Below are 17,977 nucleotides of genomic sequence, written 5' to 3'. Positions count from 1 at the left end.
TATTGTAATATCTGTTTAAACAGACCATCATTGTATTCGATTGTTTCATCGTCAGTATCCAAACTGGTACACGAATCCCTTGTTTAATTCACTATAAAACACTATCTTTTCTAAGTTTAAAACTTAGAAACAAGGAATAGTAATGTCATTAATAGATTTATCAAAACGTGTAGCGCTAGGCATAGATATCGGAGGTACCAATACGAAATTTGGGGTAGTCAATCACCGGGGTGAGGTACTTGAAAAAGGAAGTATAAGAACGAATGATTATGAGCATGTTGAAGAGTTTATAGACGCTTTGTATGAGAAAGCCCATCCTTTTATCGAAATGTTTGGTGGTGAAGAGAACTTTGATGGAATTGGAGTTGGTGCTCCTGATGCGAATTATTATACTGGGACAATAGACCATGCCCCTAATCTTCCCTGGAAAGGCGTGATTCGATTTAGTGATTTAATGACTGCCAAATTCAATATTCCCTGTACAATCACCAACGATGCAAATGCCGCAGCCTATGGTGAAATGCTTTTTGGTGCAGCAAGAGGAATGAAGGATTTTATTATGATCACTTTAGGAACAGGTGTTGGAAGCGGTATTGTTGCTGGTGGGAAGCTTATTTATGGACATGATGGATTTGCAGGAGAACTGGGACATACAATCGTCAAACCGGGAGGAAGAAAGCATTGGAGCACAGGTTCTGAAGGAAGTCTGGAAGCCTATGCGTCTGCAACGGGAATCACAATTACTGCGAAAAAAATGAGAGCTGAATTTCCGGAGTCAATGCTGAATCAATATCCCGAAGACGCCATCAACTCCAAAACTGTTCATGAATGTGCGGAAAAAGGTGACCCCATTGCCATTGAAGTCTTTAGGTATACTGGTCAGAAACTAGGGGAAGCATTGGCAAATTTTGTGATGTTTTCCTCTCCGGAAGCTATTTTGCTGTTTGGTGGGGTAATTAAAGCTGGTGATTTTATTTTAAAACCCGCGAAGTTGCACATGGAAAGAAATCTTTTTCCCTTATTTAGAAATAAGGTGAAACTGGTTTTCAGTGAACTGGAAGAAGCAGACGCCGCCATTCTCGGAGCTAGTGCTTTGGTTTGGGAAAAGTAATTATAATAATGCATATTTAATTTGTGGGAGAAGGGCTGAGCTTTTACTATTAAAGGGCATAGTATTTGCTTAACTTATTCTTTAAAAAATTGAAAAGTTTCTATACAATTAAAAGACAAATTTAAATAGATGAAAAAGACCATTTTATTTTTTGTATTGCTCTGCACTGCTTTTTTTTCAAAAGCAGATCAACTTTCGGCACTAACACAGGCGCAGGCAGAGAAAGCTGTTGGATATCTCAAGAAGGAAGCAGTTGTTGTTTTGTGGTGCAGCTGTTGTGATAATGAAACACCGAAAAAAGTTACCGTTAACGAGGTGTTTTTTAAAAAAGATAGCGATGGAAAATATTATTCTGTCATATTAAAAGGTAGAGATGAAAGTGGAAAGGAAGTTGAAGAATATTTAGACCTAGCTTACGTGTTTGTAAAAAAAGGTAAAAAAGCAAAGAGCCTGGGTAAGGTATTAAAATTTGAGTGCGACCCCTGTACAAAACCTTTCGACTGGTCAGCTTAAGTTATAACAACAATTTTGAATCTGTGGAGCTATAACACGCACAGCGATTGAAAAAAATCAGCATGGAATCTTCCATGCTGATTTTTTTTGAAAGATACTGAACACCAATTTGAGGTATTACCTTCTGGATATCATCCCACCTAATACCTATCTGTAATCTATTCTGTTTGCCTCAGTATCTTCGAGCTGCCTTAAAATAGATTGAGGAATTTCATCGCTGTCAATGGGGAAGCTGATCGAATCGGAGATAAAGGTCTTTCTTTCTGCTTTTTGAAATATCTCAAATAGCGCAATCGGTTCCTGATTAAAGCTGATACAGGTACTTATAAAATGCAATTCAAAGAGCTTATATTCCGGGTTTTTAAGCTTTTCATTGATGTCTTTTATTCTTGAAATAAAATGCCGCTGACGAATAAATGTATTGCTGTTCATTATGATAAAGACATAGTCTGAATATGCTGTTACCTTCCCGAAATATTTGTGATGATCACCACCACTTCGTTCAATAAAATATTCATCAGAAGTTTCAGACTTGTAGATCTCCATCGCGGAACGCCATATCCGATCCTCTTTAGCCTGTAGAATATTGTCTGGAAGATTCCTGTTGTAGGAATACCAGCATCCCACCAACCGATCCAAAAGCAATGTGTTCTGCTTTGCATTGTTCATATTAATCCTTAGATCATTAAAATTAAATGCTTCCGTATTTGAATTAATAAAATCAATATAATTTGCATAGCCTAAAACTCTGACGATTAAACTCAGTTTTGCTAAATTAGGTTTGCTTAGAATGGTGGTCTTATTCTGGTAATACTTCTTTAGTTTGTTGATTATCAGGTGTTCATAAAGATAGTTGGAGCCCAGTATTTCAGGTTCTTTTTTGATGCTTTTTTCTGTATTGTCCTTGATAATTAATTCATTAAGCTCTGCAACGATGTAAGACCATTCGGTTTTTGTGACATCTTCCCAATGATTTTTCTTCAAAAAATGCATGCTCAGAAAATTCATTAATTTCTCAAGATGCAGGATATCTTCTTTTTTCATCCGTTTTTGTGTAAGACTAATTTAAGATTTATTTACAACATAAAGAGACTGTTGCAGGACTTTTATATTTTCTAATCAAAGCATATTTGAATAAGAAATAGAACTTAAAATTTAAAACAATGGAAACAAACACCATACTACAGAATGATTCTCTCTGGAGCGGGCTTCAGAAGTTTTCGTTAGACAGTCCAGATGTTGATCTTCCTTTTTCAAAGAAACTGGCCAAAGAAGAAAACTGGACTTTGGACTTTACAAAAAAAGCGATAGAAGAGTATAAGAAGTTTGTCTATCTCTGTTGTATTTTGCCAAACGGCGCTTCACCAAGTGAAACCGTAGATAAAGTCTGGCATATGCATCTTATGTATACTCAAAACTATTGGGAGGAATTCTGTCCCGAGATTTTGAAAAGAAAGTTACATCATCACCCATCAAAAGGCGGCGTCGCAGAGAAAAGCAGGCACAAAAAATGGTTTGTAGATACGTTGGCCGGCTATAGAGAAATTTTTAATCAAGATGCACCCAACGATATTTGGAATAATAATGTGAAACCTTCGGGACTGAGTTGGTTTAAAAGATTAAAGCTGGTTCCTTTTTTTGCACTGCTGTTGATGATGACGTCTTGCCTAGGAGAAGTGATTAATACGTTGGCAGCCATGATTGTGTTGGTCATTAGTATCTTCTTCTTGCTAGGTTTTTTCTCCTGGATTTTTGGTGGTACTATCACGAAAAATCCAAAAAATGGTAACAATACTAATTCTGATGGCGGAAGTTGTGCTACTACGGGGGGAAGCTGTAGCGGAGGTGGAAGTTGTGGTGGTGGCTGCGGCGGTTGTGGAGGATGCGGGGGCTGTGGCGGTTAAGACCTGAATTTATACCACTGAAGGCAACCTGAGCCAATTGTGCTGAACGATTGAGCTCATGAATACCATTGCAAATAAATACTTATGAATAATACCTTATCTAAAAATAATTGATGAACAAATAATTCAGACAGATGAAAAGAATACTATTTCACTCGGCCACAATTGTAATAAGTATGATCTGGCTTGTAATAAACCATCAAACTTACAATCCATTTTCTTTGAAAGGACCTGAATTTTTAAAGTTTTATTTGATCCTCTTATCCGGATTTTATCTTTCAGTTTTTAGCCTTAACTATTTACGGCAGACTATTTCGAAGACAACATTTTACTTTATGATGGTCATTCTTTTTTCAGGAATGATAAAAATAACAATTGGTCTTTTTTTAGGAAAACCAATTGGTTATCTTGTCATCCTGTTAATAATACAATTTATCGCTATGAACCTATGTGGTTTTATTGGTAGAACAACGCCGAGAAAAGTCTGACGATATTTTAAATCCCGAACCAGATGCAAATAACTATTACTCGATTCCCTACAAACGATGTATTTGCAGGAAATCGAGTAATAGACAGTGTACATGTTTAGCTGTATTGTTTGAAGGGATTCCTTATGCTCTCATTTTTTTGTTGCCTTCAAAGTGGATCATCCATGCAATGCCGAATTTATCCTGAAAGGATGCAAATAATTCAGCGAAAAACTGCTCGCCCAAAGGCATTTCCATATTTTGGGCACCCACTGAAAGCTTATTGTAAAGTTCTGTGGCCTCTGTTGCAGATTGAGCGTCCAGCATCAAATAACTGCCTGTTCCAAAGGTCGCTTTCTGTCCGAAACTCTCCAGACAATCTGAGCCCATTAGCATAACCGAATCGTTAATATTGAGTGCAGTATGCATAATTTTATCCTTATCAGCTTCTGCAATAGGATGTTCGGGATCCGCAGGCATGTCGCCGAAACGATGAACGCCGATTAGTGGAGTATTAAATACTGTTTTGTAAAAGTCAAATGCTTCTTCGCAATTGCCATTGAAATTTAAGTACGCGTGTAATAATGCCATGATAATATTATTTTAGTTGAATACCGCAAAGATAAATTCGACGATGACACCTGTATGTCAATAGTTGTCGAGAATGGCTATTTATTGTTAATAAGCTTCTGGCTTTTTTGTTTCAATCATCCAGTATAAGATACTGCCGATAATATTGAAAAGGAAAACAACCACAACCCAAAGAAGTTTCTTGTCATTAGTAAACTTATTGTTGGTAACAATATTGTATAGTGTATAAATGACCAAGAACTGCGGAATAAACAGGAGGAGAAGAATGAGTTCTTGGGTTCCAATGTTTAAAAATAAAAGGTTCATATTCAAATCGGTTATAGCTAATACTTAGCTTATTAAGTTAATAGTATTAACACTAATATAATGAATTTATTTTTGTAATTGTTTGCTTATTGGGTTTTATAGTAATTCAAAATATCTTATTGAATAGGAGATAGATTACGGCGGTAGGGGGGGCTCAGATAATTCTGGGATATTCTAAAATAAAAAAACCTCCTGCGATTTTATACTCAGGAGGTTTCCAGTGCGGAAGAAGGGACTCGAACCCCCACGCCTTGCGGCGCCAGATCCTAAGTCTGGTGCGGCTACCAATTACGCCACTTCCGCATTAGGATTTCTTTTGATGTCGCAAATATATAAACCTAAGCTATATCTTGCAAGTATTCTGCTTACATTCGTTGTACAGGACAGATTATGAGCGAGATATTTTTAATGCGGATTTTTCTTGCAATGAATGAATTTTATTATTCCTTAGTTTCGGTTTCCCATTAGTGATTTATCATAAAGCAGTCTATGCTTTTTTGGTAACAACCAATTCAATTGGACAGTCAACTGAATTTCATCCCTGACACCTTTTTATAGATGTTGTTTTAGCTGTTTCCCCTGTATTTATCACTGTGCACCGCTGGCTAAAAAAGAAAGTGCCTATCAACTTATGCACATGGTCAACAATTAGCTATTAAAGAATTGCAGTATCTTCCGTATAATGGTATCGCCATGGAGGAACTTTATTAGATTAAAGGTTCGGTCAGATCAGTACAAATTACCCTTACAGAGTTTCAGTCTGTAACCATGGTCAATTCGCCGGATAAAAAACAGATTTATGCTATCCATACGACTGTTGATGGTAGACTAAAATTTATGCACTACCTTTTTTTAACGTCTGCTTTCCAGGTTTCAAACTTATTGCGTAGGGCCGTTATGGCATTGATATTTTCATTTTCTCCGGTCACGACCAGATTGATTGATAAATTTTGAGGATCATCACTTGGTTTTGCGACGCTAATGAAGGCGCTTGCGGCTTTACGTTCACCACATCTTTTGTCACCCCCCAATTCTGCTCCCGCTTCAAGCGCACGCATTAAAATTTCCGCTATATCTAAGTGCTCTTTTTGCCCTTTTAATACTGCATCTAGAATTGCTTTCAATTCGCCGGGATCGGCTAATATATTTCCTTGAACTGAAACCCCATTTGCTGTCAAACTTCCCTTAAAAGGAGATGCCGATGTGCCTGTATAAGAGACAGGGGTCGATAAATCATATAAACAAATGATCGCATATTGTTGGTTTTCGGGATCAAAGACGGGATCTCGTAGGGCACTCAGAATTTTTTTCGGGGCAATACCCTGCTGAACCATTGTAGCTCCTTTTTTTCTAGCATTATTATTGCTCATTGCCTGAACCACAACTGCTCCTTTTCCGGGAACGATAGTGCCAATCCCATATACGCTGTAGGTACAAGAAGCCCCGGCAATTCCAATTTCTTTAGTTTTGGAATCTATTATAATAATTGACCATGTCGCAAACGCCTGTAATGTATAACACAGAGCAAAAAATGCAAGAAAAATTCCCTTGGATAGTTTCATAACGGTTACTGTTTAAAATGAACAAAAAAAGACTATATTAAAGTTAATTCATTTTTTTAATAACAATCATACTTCCAAATTGAAAACTATTCAATTTGATTATCAGCTAATTGTTTATCTCTACCAAAACAGCCTGAAGATAGAGATGTTTTTCTCAATATCGGATGTAAATTGGATCCCGTGCCTGTTTAATGATTATGTATGATAGAAGATATCAGCTTGAAGTTAATGTTGGAAATCTTGGCGATTGAAGAGTCGTAGTTATTGCTGGCGGGCATGACCATATCAGGTATGGTTATATCAAAGATAACGAGTTGCAGCTATTTATGACAATATTACTTATTGTCGGTGTTCCTGCCGATAGGCAATCGGAGATTTTCCGGTTTGTTGTTTAAAATAGCGGTTGAAGTTCGATAAATTGTTAAATCCTGAGCTCGTACAGATGGCAGAAACACTCTCATTTCCGTCACGCAATAGCTTACAGGCATGTTCGATTCTGACTTCAATGAGAAAGTCAAAATAGCTTCTTCCGGTACGTGACTTAAAATAGTGGCAAAAAGCATTCGGAACCATATATACTATGCCTGCAATGTCACTTAGCTTGATGTCTTTGTAAAAATTGTCCATGGTGTACAAGTAGATCCTGCTCAAACGAGTTTCGTCTATTTTCTTAAAGGGTTTGATAGCGTCATTTTCGCTGCTCGGAGGAATATCTTGGCTTGCGCTGATTTCATTTATTAGCAGCAGTAACAAAGGGAGCTGTTCGTAGCTTTCACAGCTTTCTAACTTCTTGAGCTTCCTTATCGCACGCGTTTTTGTTCGTCCTTCGAGTTGCAATCCGACCTTTGAAGCTGTTAGTAGCTTGCTTAATAAGTTGTTTTCAGGGAGATTGAGAAAATCTTGCCCTAATTTGTTGGGATCAAAATGCAGTGTCAACAGCTTGAGAGGTACCGGTGTCCGGCCGTGCTTCATGGCATAGTCATAATAGCGGTTCGTTTCGAATTTGAACATGTGTGGCGCATTTGCCCCAATGAGGATGATCGTACCGCTGGAAATTCTTTTGGAAGATTGACCTATTGAAAAAGTTCCCTCCCCCGAGCAGATATAAATCAGCTCGAGTTCACGATGACTGTGGAAGCTGTTTGCTGCATGGTAAATATCAGCAGTTGCTAAGGTAAACATCGAATTTTTCGTTAGGATGGTCTGTCCAAAGTAGTTTTCCATTTATATAATATAAATACAAATATGCATATGATGTGAATAAAATTATTAAAATAATATCAGTTTGTCTTAATATTTAACAAATGACTTCAAAAAATGCAGCCTAACTTCGTGTAAAATAATTGTATAATGAACAACAACAGATTTACAATGCGCCTGATTGAAGCCTCTATTGAGGATATTGATTTGGTAGGAGGGAAGAGTGCTTCCTTAGGAGAAATGTTACAGCATTTGAAACCTTTAGGAGTAAATATTCCAGATGGATTTATTGTGACCAGTCAGGCTTACTTTCAGTTTATCACCGACAATCAACTGGATCAGAAAATCAAAGATATACTGAAGGGTGTTGACAGTACAAACCTGCGGGAGCTGACCAGTTGTGGTGCTAGGATCAGAACATTGATTCAGCAAGGTGTTTTCTCGCCGGCAATGGAACAGGAGATCCTAGCCGCTTACGAAGAGCTTATCGGTTTAGAGTATATACAGGACTTTGGTGTTGCGGTCCGATCTTCTGCTACCGCAGAAGATCTCCCTGATGCCTCATTTGCTGGTCAGCAGGATACCTATTTAAATATTAGGGGGCGGCAAGATCTCTTGGTAGCGATTAAAAATTGTTTTGCCTCTCTTTTCACTGACCGGGCGATCAGTTATAGAGAAGCATTTAATTTTGGACATTTTAATATCGGACTTTCTGTATGCATACAACAGATGGTACGATCTGATTTGGGGGCTTCAGGAGTTGCTTTTTCTATTGATACAGAAAGTGGTTTTAAAGATGCCGTGATTATAAATGGATCTTATGGATTGGGCGAACTTCTTGTTCAGGGAATGGTGAATCCGGACGAATTTATTGTATACAAACCTTTGTTAAAAAGAGGTTACGCATCGATTGTAGAAAAGAAGCTAGGGAGCAAACAATTACAGATGATTTACAGTGTTTCAGAAAGTGAAACAGTGAAGGTAATAGATACGCCAGTGGAAAGCACGAAGCGATTTTGTCTGAGCGATGCGCAAATCCTTCAGTTATCCAAATGGGTGTGTATTATTGAAGAGTATTATACGGCGCTCAAAGGAAAATGGTGTCCTATGGACGTAGAATGGGCTCTTGACGGTTTGAAAGGTGATTTATACATTGTTCAGGCAAGACCTGAGACCATCCATTCACTGAAAAAATCCAATTGTATCACGGAATATAAAATCAATGCGAAAAACAGGTCCTCGCAGGTGCTGCTAAAAGGTATTGCGGTGGGAGACAAGATTGCTTCGGGGAGAGTTCATAATTTCAAAGGTGTCAATAAGCAAAATATACAAGAGATCAACTTTAATACAGGTGATATCATGGTTGCGGAGATAACCGATCCCGACTGGGAGCCAATTATGAAAAAGGCAGCTGCAATAATTACCAACAAAGGTGGACGGACATGTCATGCTGCTATTGTTGCCCGTGAATTGGGGGTACCCGCTATCGTGGGCTGTGATGGAGCGACAGAAACATTGTTTACCGGACAGGAAGTTACTGTTTCATGTGCAGAAGGGGATACCGGGTTCATTTACCAAGGACAGATTCCATATAGTAAGCACGAACATAATCTTTCTGACTTACCGGAGGTGAGTACGCCAATAATGATGAATATTGGATCCCCGGACATCGCCTTTCAATATGCGGAGTATCCGGCAAAAGGAGTAGGTTTGGCACGGGAAGAATTTATTATCAACAACTATATCAAGATTCATCCGATGGCGCTCTTAAAACATCGGGAACTCAATGATATCGAATTGAGCAATTACATCAGCTCGCTTATTACCGGTTATGCAGATGAACAGCAATATTTCATTGAAAAGCTGTCCTACGGAATCGGTAAAATTGCTTCGGCTTATTATCCAAATAAGGTAATCGTTCGTTTTTCAGATTTTAAAACCAATGAATACTATAATATGCCCGGTGGAAAGCACTTTGAACCCGGAGAGGAAAATCCAATGATTGGTTGGAGGGGAGCTTCGAGATATTATTCAGCGGCCTATAAGGAGGCTTTTGGGATGGAATGTAGAGCGATAAAAAGAGTTCGCGAAATAATGGGGCTAGACAATGTTGTCGTTATGATCCCATTTTGCCGTACAGTAGATGAGTTGCTGCGGGTTTATCAGGTGATGGAGGAATTTGGTCTTAAACGGGGCCAAAAGGGTATGGAGGTTTATCTGATGGCGGAAGTTCCTTCCAATGTCATCCTCGCTGAAGAGTTCGCTCGTTATATCGATGGATTCTCCATTGGATCGAATGATCTTACCCAGTTGGTACTTGGATTGGATCGCGATTCGGCCTTAGTCTCCGGTTTATATAATGAGCGCAATGCTGCGGTCAAAATAATGATTGCGAACCTTATTCGCACCGCAAAGAGGCAGGGAGTCAAGGTAGGTATCTGCGGTCAAGGTCCATCCGATTATCCGGATTTTGCCCAGTTTCTGGTCGAAGAAGGTATAGATTCAATTTCCGTTACCCCCGATTCCTTTATGAAAACAGTGAAAGCCGTCAAAGAAATCGAAGAGAAGTTGGTCGCTTATTAAAGTTCAAAATACTCCCGGGATCAAAATCTCGGGAGTATTTCTTATATGAAAATTAGTCTACTGTGATTTTTCCTATCGTTACTTGAATTCTGTCAGGTTTGCTAAATCCGGGAAAAATGATACCTGATCTTCCCTCACAGAAACGCTGTTGAAATCTTTCAACAGCCTTGCCTTGGAGCTGTTTACACTCGAAATTTTTATACATCAAGCTAAGATGTGTAGAAGCAATTACTATTAAACACTAAGAACAAGCCTGTTCAATGAGGCTTAATGGAATATGTCGTATATTGCCCTCCGATTTAAACCAAATAAGTATTCAATGAAAAGATTGTTTTATATAATTTTAGCCGCCGCTCCGGTGTTTGGTGGTTGTGCCGGAATAAAAGGTAAGTCTGATAACGCGGGCTGGAAATCATTATTTGATGGGAAAGATATTAATGATTGGTTTGTCAAAATTCATCACCATGAAGTTGGTGAGAATTATGGGAACACCTTTAGGGTTGAAGATGGAATTATTAAGATCAGATACGATCAATATGGTGATTTCAATGATCAGTTTGGTCATTTATATTATAAAACACCGTTTTCTTATTATCACTTAAAATTTGAATATCGGTTTGTGGGTGATCTGCACAAAGGAGCACCTTCATATACGTTGCGCAATAGCGGTGTCATGTTTCATTCACAAGATCCCCGAACAATGTTGAAAGAGCAAGATTGGCCCATCTCTGTAGAAATGCAACTTTTGGGTGGATTAAGTGATGGCGAGCCACGGCCGACAGGTAATATGTGTTCTCCGGGGACTAACGTGGTTTACAAAGGTAAGATTGCTTCTTCACATTGTTTAAATTCGACTTCCAAGACTTATGATGGTGATCAATGGGTTCAAGGAGAATTGATTGTATTGGGTGATTCACTGATTAAACATATTATTAACGGTGATACCGTTCTGGAATACTCAAAACCGCAGATCGGAGGGGGAACAGCAAATGGGTATGACCCCAAAATTAAGATCGATGGTAAGTTGTTGAGTAGCGGATTTATCGCCTTGCAAAGTGAGGGGCAACCAGTAGATTTTAAGAATATCTGGATCAAAGAGCTCCCTAAGCCAAGGAGATAAAGATCGCGATGCTTTATTGTTTCTTTTCATATACTAACAATTTTGTAAGCCCTTTTATTGCGATCTATTGATGGGTACCTTTGAAAATACAAAACTTAGCAATATGGATTTAAAAAATAACATCATCGGTTTTCATCATATATCTATTAAAGCCAAGGACTTTGAACATACTGTGGATTTTTATAAGAATTTTGGCTTCGAAATAGTACACAGCTGGTCCTTACCCGATTTCAATTTGGAAAAATGTGTGATGCTTCATAACAGAGCCATCAATTATTACTTGGAGATATGCGATGAAAACGCAGCTATACCAACACAGGGCAGAAAAAGAAGACCGGGTGACGAATACATAGAGAATGCTTTACTTCATATATGTTTCGTTGTAAAAGATGCCGAAGCGGCAAGAAAACAAGCCCTTGAATATGGGGCCAAAGACCTAAGTCAAGGCATGTTTGAGCTGGATTTATCAAATGACACCAAAACTGTTCCTGTGAGAAATAGCTTGGTGTACAGTCCTAATGGGGAAGTGATCGAGTTTCTGGAAAAAATAGATTTTGGTTAATCTTGATCATGAAATGCGGAAAGGTCGATTAAAATTTTTTCAAGCTTCAAGCCTTTATCTGTCAATGTATACATCGACGAAACCTTGCTCTTATTCTTTAAGATCAATCCATCCGCCATTAGTTCGTTCAATTGTTTAGAAAGCGTTCGGTCGCTTATTTCAGGCAGAAGGAGTTTGAACTCCGAATAGCTTGTCTCGGTTTTAAGCAATTTGAATAAAATGGAAAGCTTCCACCGCCCGCTAATTAATGATAATGTTTTAAAGGCACTGCAATATTGTTGTAGTGCTTTTTCATTGATGGCATTGGTCGAATTTTCTTTACGCATACCTGTTATACTTTGAAAGACCACAGTTTTGTTTATTGTTACTCCATAATGCAGCGATCATAATTCTCTTGTTAAACATCATTTATTCTATTTTTTTTGTACTGTAATGACGATTTTATAGTCCCCTTTTAAATCTTGTGCCCCACGTTCGGCTGTAGGGTAGGGAGTAATATCTTGTAATGCAATGGTATATCCATTGAGATTAGTAGATTTTTGGTACCCCCTTGTTTGCATATCTGTTGTCGCGAGATTCAAAATGATAGGTTTGGCCCCCTTTTCCGTTATTTCAATTTCGGCAACAGCAACTCCCGCCCATATACAATCCACTCCTTTGGGGCAACGACTTTCTTCTACAATACGGTTGAATTTAATTTGCAACGGATATTCTTTTAATATTTTTTGTTGTCCCTCAGATAGGTCTATAAGTTCAACCTCTTTCCCATAAACATTAACATTTTTTTGAGAGGTACAACTTGTCAGACTATAGATGCCTAAACTCAAAATGAGAACTTTATGTATCATAATTTTCCTTGATTGAAATCACTAATAAAACTGTGTATAATTCTTGACCAAAACTAAGCTATATTAAATGAAATTTTAGATATTGACAATAACTAAAATTCTAGGATAGTTGATTTAAAAGAAAAGTGAATGTGAATTGTGGCTTATAGCCAAGTACATGAGCTGCCTTATCACTTCTGTACACCCGATCTATCGAGGTTGGAAAGCTCCAGCCTTTTTGTTTGTATATTTCAATGGCTTTTGGAATACGCTTGGCGATAACATGCAAAGGATTAGATTTTAGTTCGATTAGATCGTCAATTTCAAAAGGGGATCCACTGGACACATTGAAGATCTGAAAATCTGTAAAGTTAAATTCAACACCGAGTCGAAGAGCTTCAGCGCCATCTCTTTCATCTAATCCCCTATACAAACGATGGTTTAACATGAGATTCTCAGGTTCGGGAAGGAATCTACCTACACGATAGACGCTAGTCATTATTTGTTCTTTTTCAAAAAAATCTCTACAGAGTTCTTCACAGGTTTGTTTTGTGATGTCGTAAATATCACGTGGTTGGATTGTTAGTTCTTCCGTAACCCATACAGCTTTTTCATCATCAACCATAGCGTTGCCATATATAGAAGTTGTGCTAGTAAAAAGAAATCGTTTTATACCGTTTTTTACACAGGCATTTAGCAAGTTTAATGTCCCCGTAATATTTGTATCTATAAAACGCTGTCGAATATAATCTAAATCCATATGTCTTCCATGCAAAGCTGCCGTATGAACAATTGCATCATAACCAACAGTAAATTCTATAACGGAATCAAGTTGCTGGACATCTAAAAAGTGATTTGTTGTGTTACTTTCCAATAAATCAATTCCAGTGACATCATGTCCTGCCTGACGTAGCGTCTGAACCGTTGTGCTCCCTAGTTTTCCTGCTGAACCTGTTACTAATATGCGCATTTTCGTTTTTTTAGTAAATAAAAGTAAAGATATCACTAATGCTATTTAAAATAGTGAAGCCAGATTATTGTCCTCTTCTCACTATATTTTTTTACTAAGCTATCAGTTGTTCTTTTTTACGGAGGTATTATATTCTAACGTTGATCATTTGAAGTCTATTTTGGAAAGGTCTTCAGATGAGAAAAATGGATTATGGCAGAGAACAATAAAACGGATGAGATCATTATTAATCGATCTGCAGTTTAAGTATTTTATGCGACTGGTTAGGTATTTTAACTTGTTTTATAACAGCGGCTTGGTTTTATAACATATATTTTTGATCTTTATCCAGTTATAAACGTAAAATTTGAGCCCTTTACACAACCTTCCTGAAGAAACACTGATTCTTTTATTGAAAAAAAAGAACCAACAGGCTTTTAGTTATCTTTATGATAACTATTCCGAGGCACTTTATGGGGTGGTTTGTCGTATTGTGGCTTCAAGTGAGCATGCCGAGGAAGTGATACAGGATGTATTTGTTAAGATCTGGAAGCATGTCGATCTTTTCGACGCTGAGAAAGGCAGGCTCTATACCTGGATGATCAGTATCGCCCGGAATACGGCCCTAGACTACCGAAAATCCAAGGCTGTGTTAAACGAACAAAAAAACCAACCGCTTTCAAATATCGTAAATAGTAAGGAAGAACAGGATCAGACTCAAATTGAGCAGAGCGCCAAAGCAGATTTTATTGGATTCAGAAATATTTTGGATAAATTAAAGCCTGAATGGCGTATCTTAATCGAAATGGCATACTATGAAGGCTATACGCAACAGGAAATTGCTGAACAGCTTGACGTTCCTTTGGGGACGGTCAAAACACGTACCAGAGCTGCGTTTTTACAGCTACAACAATTATTAAAGGAGTATCGTTAGTTTTGGATATTAAAGGATACATATCGTCAGGGATTATTGAATCATATGTCTTGGGGCTTGCTTCGGAAGAGGAAGTGAGTATCTTGAACTGTATTCGAAAAAATAATGTCGAAGTGGAACAGGCCATCGCTGAGGCGGAGAAAACGCTCGAAGAGTTGGCTGATATCCAAGCGATGGCTATGCCTGTGTCTCTAAAAGAGGATATCTGGAATAAACTAAATGCGGAAAATCTCGTTGCATCTAGTGATCCTGCTGAAGGAAATGAGACTGAATCCTCAACAATCGATTATAATATCGAACAGAACTCCGGAGAAAAATCGGAGGCGGTTATTGTGCCACGCAAGTCCTACAATTGGGCAATAGCCGCGAGCGTGTTGCTTGTACTCAGTGTCGGCGCTAATGTGTTGCTGTATCAGCAAAACAATGAAACGAAAGATAAACTGACAAAGACGAGTGCTTCGTTTGATCAGCAACAAGCGAGCTTAGCCACCTTACAAGATAAATGGCGCCTTGTGCAAAATCCTGAAATAAAAACAATTCCGCTAAAAGGGGTTGAAAATAAACCGGATCTTCATGCTTTGGTTTTTTGGGATCAACTTTCGAAAGCAGTGTACCTAAATCTTGAGCAGATGCCTACCGCTCCTAAAGGTAAGCAATATCAATTGTGGGCGATGGTTGATGGTAAGCCGGTGAATGCTGGTGTATTTCCATTGGATGCAAAGGTAGATGGCACAAGCAAAATGCTGGACATCCCCAAAGCGCAAGCTTTTGCTATTACACTCGAGGATGAGGGAGGCAAAGATGTGCCAACGCTTAGTGAACTCTATGTCATGGGCGGTATCTAAAAAAATGCCCTGATTCGATAAACAAACCAGGACATGCTAAACAGATAAACTACGTTTTTTTGTTATGCTTTAATAAATAAACCTGCAATATTAAGTACAGCTTCTGCAGAAAGTGGTTCATCAAAAGACTGGGTAGCCGCATTTGTTGATATTTTTCCCATAGGGCCCGAGAGGTTTGTGATGTCTACTCCAGCTTGTGTAACATTGTTTTCACCAGCATATATAGGGTCTACAACCGCGCCGATGCCGGTGTCATTGCTTCCTGTGATCCATGGTTTTTGATCAGCTGCGCCGCCACCACGAGCCCGTCGCATCTGACGGATGTGGGAGGCATGTCTCGCTTCTACCGAATGAATCTGCAAGGCTGCTGTAAGCACAACACGATTACCAAGCAGTATACCAGCCTGCCCTTTATATGCCCGTACTCCTGTGTCTTCAAAAGCTTGTGCGACAGCTAAAAAAGTGTCATAATTGCTAAAGACATTCCCAAAAGTGCCACCAGCAGTAAAATCAAATGTAGGTTTGGAAACAGCTTTATTGCCAAGTACCTGTTTGAGGAAATTGACATGAGCAACTTCATGGTCGCGGATGGTGGTGATGGCACCAAGTGGTCTACCCGATGGAATAAGACCAGCTTTGGCAACCCCCATCGTATAGTATTCCGCTTCGAGATATTCCAAGGTCAAGGCGTAGTTAAGTACACCGTTGACGTCAGTGGGTGCGGTAGCACCATATGCCTTTTTAAAGAGTTCGCTGATTAAAAAAGGAATTGCCGCTAGCGTGACTTTTCCGCTTATAGAGGCCAGATTTTTGATAGCTTCACGACGTGGGCTGATGCGATCGCTAAATTCTGGATCTACAGCATTTATTTGGTCAAAAACGTTTAAGAGATTCATGATAATTAGATTTTAAGTGAATTAATAGGTAGGTAGATCCTTTACATCTATTTTTGATTTGATAAATGGTGCCGCTGCACTCAAAACTACGCTAGGGCTCTTGGCCAGGTCAAGTCCATTGGAATCGACAACTTCTTGGTTGGCAAAACTACCATTGTCGATCATATCACGCACCCAGGCGGCATGCCTGGCTTCCACTGAAACGATTTTACCTGCTAAAAGGAGATATTTAGGATCTTTAATCAACCAACCGGCACCGTTATAGGCCGAAACACCCAGATCTTCAAATGTTTTAGCGGTAGCTAAGACAGATGCTCGACTGCTAAAATTAATACCTGATAAGTTGAATTCAAGATTAGATATAGCCTTTGCTCCCAAAGCCACTTTAAAAAACTCTCGATGGGCAATCTCATGATCACGGATATCTGTAAAGAAAGCTTTTTCCATATCGGAAATGCCGGAGTATGGATTGTTGACCAGCTGAATGTAAAAGGCCGCTTCAAGCTGTTCCAGTGCATAGGCATAGTTTAAGATGGCAATGTCCCCACTACCGAAGTACATGCCTTTACCCCCATTATCCATATCGTCATCACGATCTTTTTTACAGCTTGCCACGCTAAGAATGGCAAGTGAGGCGGCACTGGCGCCTGCAAATTTTAGAAAATCTCTACGTCCGAGATCTTTCTTTTCAAATTCACTATCGGAGGTCAATAGTGGCTCATTGTTTGGTGTTATCTTTTTCATAACAAAAGTCTTTTAGTTTATAATTTTTCTGTACTTATAAGCATTTACGACTTTTTGGATTGCTTGGATTGCGAAGATCCATCTTTTTTTTAATGTCCTGAAAAATTGAATTAAAGAATACCAAGATCACTTTTTATATTAGAATGGATGTTGTCATCCTACCTATTTCAAATACCAAGATATTCAAATGCTTTTCAGTTAAGAAACCAATAGGCGATGAAAATTCGTGTTTTTCCACCTATTAGACCAAAATTTACCCCAACCAACAGCCCCGATTCACCTAGATTTGATTCGTAACTGAATTATAAACCAAATTCCAATAAGGGAAGTGGTAGCTAATTTCAACTGATAAGCGAATCAATCAGGTGTGATTAATGATCTGGACCAATGGATAATTTTATGAACCGATAAAACAAATAGACCGTTATGTTGACCGAAATTAATGCCTATATGCATCTAAAAAAATATATCAGCTTCAATGAGCTTGCCGATCTTGATATGAGTATTTTCTATTTCAAGAAAAGACCATTCGTTGTTATGGATTTATTTAATGAAAAGATCTATTTTAACGAGTGTGGATTAGAATGGCTGCGCACCGAAAAGCAAGTGGAGTTGCCTGTTCAATGGATCCGAAGTAAATATCTTCCAACCAAAAATTGGGTCGGATTGGTCGTAGATAGCAAAAAAGATGATTTAATTAAGCAACTGATTGATGAGTTTTATTTGGCCACATACAATATGTTGCTTCGGAATTAGTGGATACTTTTCAAATATAGATGCTGCAACCGTTTAGTTTTTTGTAAACCTGTATACTAGGGAGTTATATTTTCTATGATACGTTTGTAAATCCAAAACAAGTATTT

The 17,977-nt window shown here is 38.5% G+C and carries 19 protein-coding genes and 1 tRNA gene; 9 read left to right on the top strand and 11 right to left on the bottom strand.

Annotation, left to right across the window (positions count from 1 at the left end; translation table 11 throughout):
* The first annotated feature begins 142 nt into the window (after positions 1 to 142).
* Positions 143 to 1,111 (top strand): ROK family protein, encoded by a 969-nt coding sequence (locus DFQ12_RS10795; RefSeq protein WP_120258923.1) that lies wholly within the window; start codon positions 143 to 145, stop codon positions 1,109 to 1,111.
* A gap of 129 nt (positions 1,112 to 1,240) precedes the next feature.
* Complete coding sequence (locus DFQ12_RS10790; protein WP_120258922.1) at positions 1,241 to 1,624, top strand: hypothetical protein; 384 nt, start codon at positions 1,241 to 1,243, stop codon at positions 1,622 to 1,624.
* 147 nt (positions 1,625 to 1,771) lie between these two features.
* Here the strand turns inward: DFQ12_RS10790 and DFQ12_RS10785 are convergent, their stop codons facing one another.
* Complete coding sequence (locus DFQ12_RS10785; protein ID WP_120258921.1) at positions 1,772 to 2,668, bottom strand: hypothetical protein; 897 nt, start codon at positions 2,666 to 2,668, stop codon at positions 1,772 to 1,774.
* Positions 2,669 to 2,787: 119 nt separating this feature from the next.
* Between DFQ12_RS10785 and DFQ12_RS10780 the strand changes: the two genes are divergently transcribed.
* Positions 2,788 to 3,528 carry a glycine-rich domain-containing protein gene (locus tag DFQ12_RS10780; RefSeq protein WP_120258920.1) on the top strand — a complete coding sequence of 247 codons (741 nt, stop codon included), beginning with the start codon at positions 2,788 to 2,790 and terminating at the stop codon, positions 3,526 to 3,528.
* Between the two features lie 611 nt (positions 3,529 to 4,139).
* Here DFQ12_RS10780 and DFQ12_RS10770 read toward each other — a convergent pair.
* The 5 genes from DFQ12_RS10770 to DFQ12_RS10750 form a co-directional block, all read right to left on the bottom strand.
* Positions 4,140 to 4,586 (bottom strand): VOC family protein, encoded by a 447-nt coding sequence (locus DFQ12_RS10770; protein WP_120258918.1) that lies wholly within the window; start codon positions 4,584 to 4,586, stop codon positions 4,140 to 4,142.
* 87 nt (positions 4,587 to 4,673) lie between these two features.
* Positions 4,674 to 4,892 carry a PLDc N-terminal domain-containing protein gene (locus tag DFQ12_RS10765; protein WP_120258917.1) on the bottom strand — a complete coding sequence of 73 codons (219 nt, stop codon included), beginning with the start codon at positions 4,890 to 4,892 and terminating at the stop codon, positions 4,674 to 4,676.
* A gap of 221 nt (positions 4,893 to 5,113) precedes the next feature.
* Positions 5,114 to 5,195, bottom strand: a tRNA-Leu gene (locus DFQ12_RS10760).
* Positions 5,196 to 5,734: 539 nt separating this feature from the next.
* Positions 5,735 to 6,454: a DUF1028 domain-containing protein gene (locus tag DFQ12_RS10755; protein WP_120258916.1), complete on the bottom strand. Its 720-nt coding sequence runs from the start codon at positions 6,452 to 6,454 to the stop codon at positions 5,735 to 5,737.
* Between the two features lie 339 nt (positions 6,455 to 6,793).
* Positions 6,794 to 7,678: an AraC family transcriptional regulator gene (locus DFQ12_RS10750; protein ID WP_120258915.1), complete on the bottom strand. Its 885-nt coding sequence runs from the start codon at positions 7,676 to 7,678 to the stop codon at positions 6,794 to 6,796.
* Between the two features lie 126 nt (positions 7,679 to 7,804).
* Between DFQ12_RS10750 and ppsA the strand changes: the two genes are divergently transcribed.
* From ppsA to DFQ12_RS10735, 3 genes are all read left to right on the top strand, one after another.
* The gene (gene ppsA, locus DFQ12_RS10745) at positions 7,805 to 10,237 is read left to right on the top strand and encodes a phosphoenolpyruvate synthase (RefSeq protein ID WP_120258914.1); all 2,433 of its coding nucleotides are present in this window, start codon (positions 7,805 to 7,807) and stop codon (positions 10,235 to 10,237) included.
* Between the two features lie 319 nt (positions 10,238 to 10,556).
* A complete protein-coding gene (locus tag DFQ12_RS10740; RefSeq protein ID WP_120258913.1) occupies positions 10,557 to 11,357 on the top strand; it encodes a 3-keto-disaccharide hydrolase in 801 nt (266 codons plus the stop codon).
* Between the two features lie 103 nt (positions 11,358 to 11,460).
* Positions 11,461 to 11,919 carry a VOC family protein gene (locus DFQ12_RS10735; RefSeq protein WP_120259312.1) on the top strand — a complete coding sequence of 153 codons (459 nt, stop codon included), beginning with the start codon at positions 11,461 to 11,463 and terminating at the stop codon, positions 11,917 to 11,919.
* On the opposite strand, the gene DFQ12_RS10730 is transcribed toward DFQ12_RS10735, so the two are convergent.
* The 3 genes from DFQ12_RS10730 to DFQ12_RS10720 all read right to left on the bottom strand — a co-directional run bounded on the left by DFQ12_RS10730 (position 11,916) and on the right by DFQ12_RS10720 (position 13,716).
* Positions 11,916 to 12,245, bottom strand: coding sequence for a winged helix-turn-helix transcriptional regulator (locus DFQ12_RS10730; RefSeq protein WP_120258912.1), 330 nt, complete (start codon positions 12,243 to 12,245; stop codon positions 11,916 to 11,918). The two genes, DFQ12_RS10735 and DFQ12_RS10730, sit on opposite strands and share 4 nt — an antisense overlap.
* 87 nt (positions 12,246 to 12,332) lie before the next feature.
* Positions 12,333 to 12,767, bottom strand: a complete 435-nt coding sequence (locus DFQ12_RS10725) for a hypothetical protein (protein WP_120258911.1) — start codon at positions 12,765 to 12,767, stop codon at positions 12,333 to 12,335.
* 100 nt (positions 12,768 to 12,867) lie between these two features.
* Positions 12,868 to 13,716, bottom strand: coding sequence for an NAD-dependent epimerase/dehydratase family protein (locus DFQ12_RS10720; protein WP_120258910.1), 849 nt, complete (start codon positions 13,714 to 13,716; stop codon positions 12,868 to 12,870).
* 346 nt (positions 13,717 to 14,062) lie between these two features.
* Between DFQ12_RS10720 and DFQ12_RS10715 the strand changes: the two genes are divergently transcribed.
* Both DFQ12_RS10715 and DFQ12_RS10710 read left to right on the top strand, forming a co-directional pair.
* Positions 14,063 to 14,629, top strand: coding sequence for an RNA polymerase sigma factor (locus tag DFQ12_RS10715; RefSeq protein ID WP_120258909.1), 567 nt, complete (start codon positions 14,063 to 14,065; stop codon positions 14,627 to 14,629).
* 2 nt (positions 14,630 to 14,631) lie between these two features.
* Positions 14,632 to 15,474: an anti-sigma factor gene (locus DFQ12_RS10710; protein ID WP_120258908.1), complete on the top strand. Its 843-nt coding sequence runs from the start codon at positions 14,632 to 14,634 to the stop codon at positions 15,472 to 15,474.
* Positions 15,475 to 15,536: 62 nt separating this feature from the next.
* Here DFQ12_RS10710 and DFQ12_RS10705 read toward each other — a convergent pair whose 3' ends face one another.
* A complete protein-coding gene (locus tag DFQ12_RS10705) occupies positions 15,537 to 16,370 on the bottom strand; it encodes a ferritin-like domain-containing protein (protein ID WP_120258907.1) in 834 nt (277 codons plus the stop codon).
* 21 nt (positions 16,371 to 16,391) lie between these two features.
* Entirely contained in the window at positions 16,392 to 17,114 is a 723-nt protein-coding gene (locus DFQ12_RS10700) for a ferritin-like domain-containing protein (protein WP_120258906.1), read from the bottom strand.
* Between the two features lie 426 nt (positions 17,115 to 17,540).
* Between DFQ12_RS10700 and DFQ12_RS10695 the strand changes: the two genes are divergently transcribed.
* A complete protein-coding gene (locus tag DFQ12_RS10695; RefSeq protein WP_120258905.1) occupies positions 17,541 to 17,870 on the top strand; it encodes a hypothetical protein in 330 nt (109 codons plus the stop codon).
* The last annotated feature ends 107 nt before the right edge of the window (positions 17,871 to 17,977 follow it).

This window comes from Sphingobacterium detergens, assembly GCF_003610355.1.
Lineage (GTDB): Bacteria > Bacteroidota > Bacteroidia > Sphingobacteriales > Sphingobacteriaceae > Sphingobacterium > Sphingobacterium detergens.
Note: the sequence above shows the minus strand (reverse complement) of the source record. Positions and strands in the feature narration are given on the sequence as shown.

Coding starts and splice junctions, on each gene's coding strand:
- DFQ12_RS10795 (WP_120258923.1), top strand. CDS start 143: ATGTCATTAATAGATTTATCAAAACGTGTAGCGCTAGGCATAGATATC.
- DFQ12_RS10790 (WP_120258922.1), top strand. CDS start 1,241: ATGAAAAAGACCATTTTATTTTTTGTATTGCTCTGCACTGCTTTTTTT.
- DFQ12_RS10785 (WP_120258921.1), bottom strand. CDS start 2,668: ATGAAAAAAGAAGATATCCTGCATCTTGAGAAATTAATGAATTTTCTG.
- DFQ12_RS10780 (WP_120258920.1), top strand. CDS start 2,788: ATGGAAACAAACACCATACTACAGAATGATTCTCTCTGGAGCGGGCTT.
- DFQ12_RS10770 (WP_120258918.1), bottom strand. CDS start 4,586: ATGGCATTATTACACGCGTACTTAAATTTCAATGGCAATTGCGAAGAA.
- DFQ12_RS10765 (WP_120258917.1), bottom strand. CDS start 4,892: ATGAACCTTTTATTTTTAAACATTGGAACCCAAGAACTCATTCTTCTC.
- DFQ12_RS10755 (WP_120258916.1), bottom strand. CDS start 6,454: ATGAAACTATCCAAGGGAATTTTTCTTGCATTTTTTGCTCTGTGTTAT.
- DFQ12_RS10750 (WP_120258915.1), bottom strand. CDS start 7,678: ATGGAAAACTACTTTGGACAGACCATCCTAACGAAAAATTCGATGTTT.
- ppsA (WP_120258914.1), top strand. CDS start 7,805: ATGAACAACAACAGATTTACAATGCGCCTGATTGAAGCCTCTATTGAG.
- DFQ12_RS10740 (WP_120258913.1), top strand. CDS start 10,557: ATGAAAAGATTGTTTTATATAATTTTAGCCGCCGCTCCGGTGTTTGGT.
- DFQ12_RS10735 (WP_120259312.1), top strand. CDS start 11,461: ATGGATTTAAAAAATAACATCATCGGTTTTCATCATATATCTATTAAA.
- DFQ12_RS10730 (WP_120258912.1), bottom strand. CDS start 12,245: ATGCGTAAAGAAAATTCGACCAATGCCATCAATGAAAAAGCACTACAA.
- DFQ12_RS10725 (WP_120258911.1), bottom strand. CDS start 12,767: ATGATACATAAAGTTCTCATTTTGAGTTTAGGCATCTATAGTCTGACA.
- DFQ12_RS10720 (WP_120258910.1), bottom strand. CDS start 13,716: ATGCGCATATTAGTAACAGGTTCAGCAGGAAAACTAGGGAGCACAACG.
- DFQ12_RS10705 (WP_120258907.1), bottom strand. CDS start 16,370: ATGAATCTCTTAAACGTTTTTGACCAAATAAATGCTGTAGATCCAGAA.
- DFQ12_RS10700 (WP_120258906.1), bottom strand. CDS start 17,114: ATGAAAAAGATAACACCAAACAATGAGCCACTATTGACCTCCGATAGT.
- DFQ12_RS10695 (WP_120258905.1), top strand. CDS start 17,541: ATGTTGACCGAAATTAATGCCTATATGCATCTAAAAAAATATATCAGC.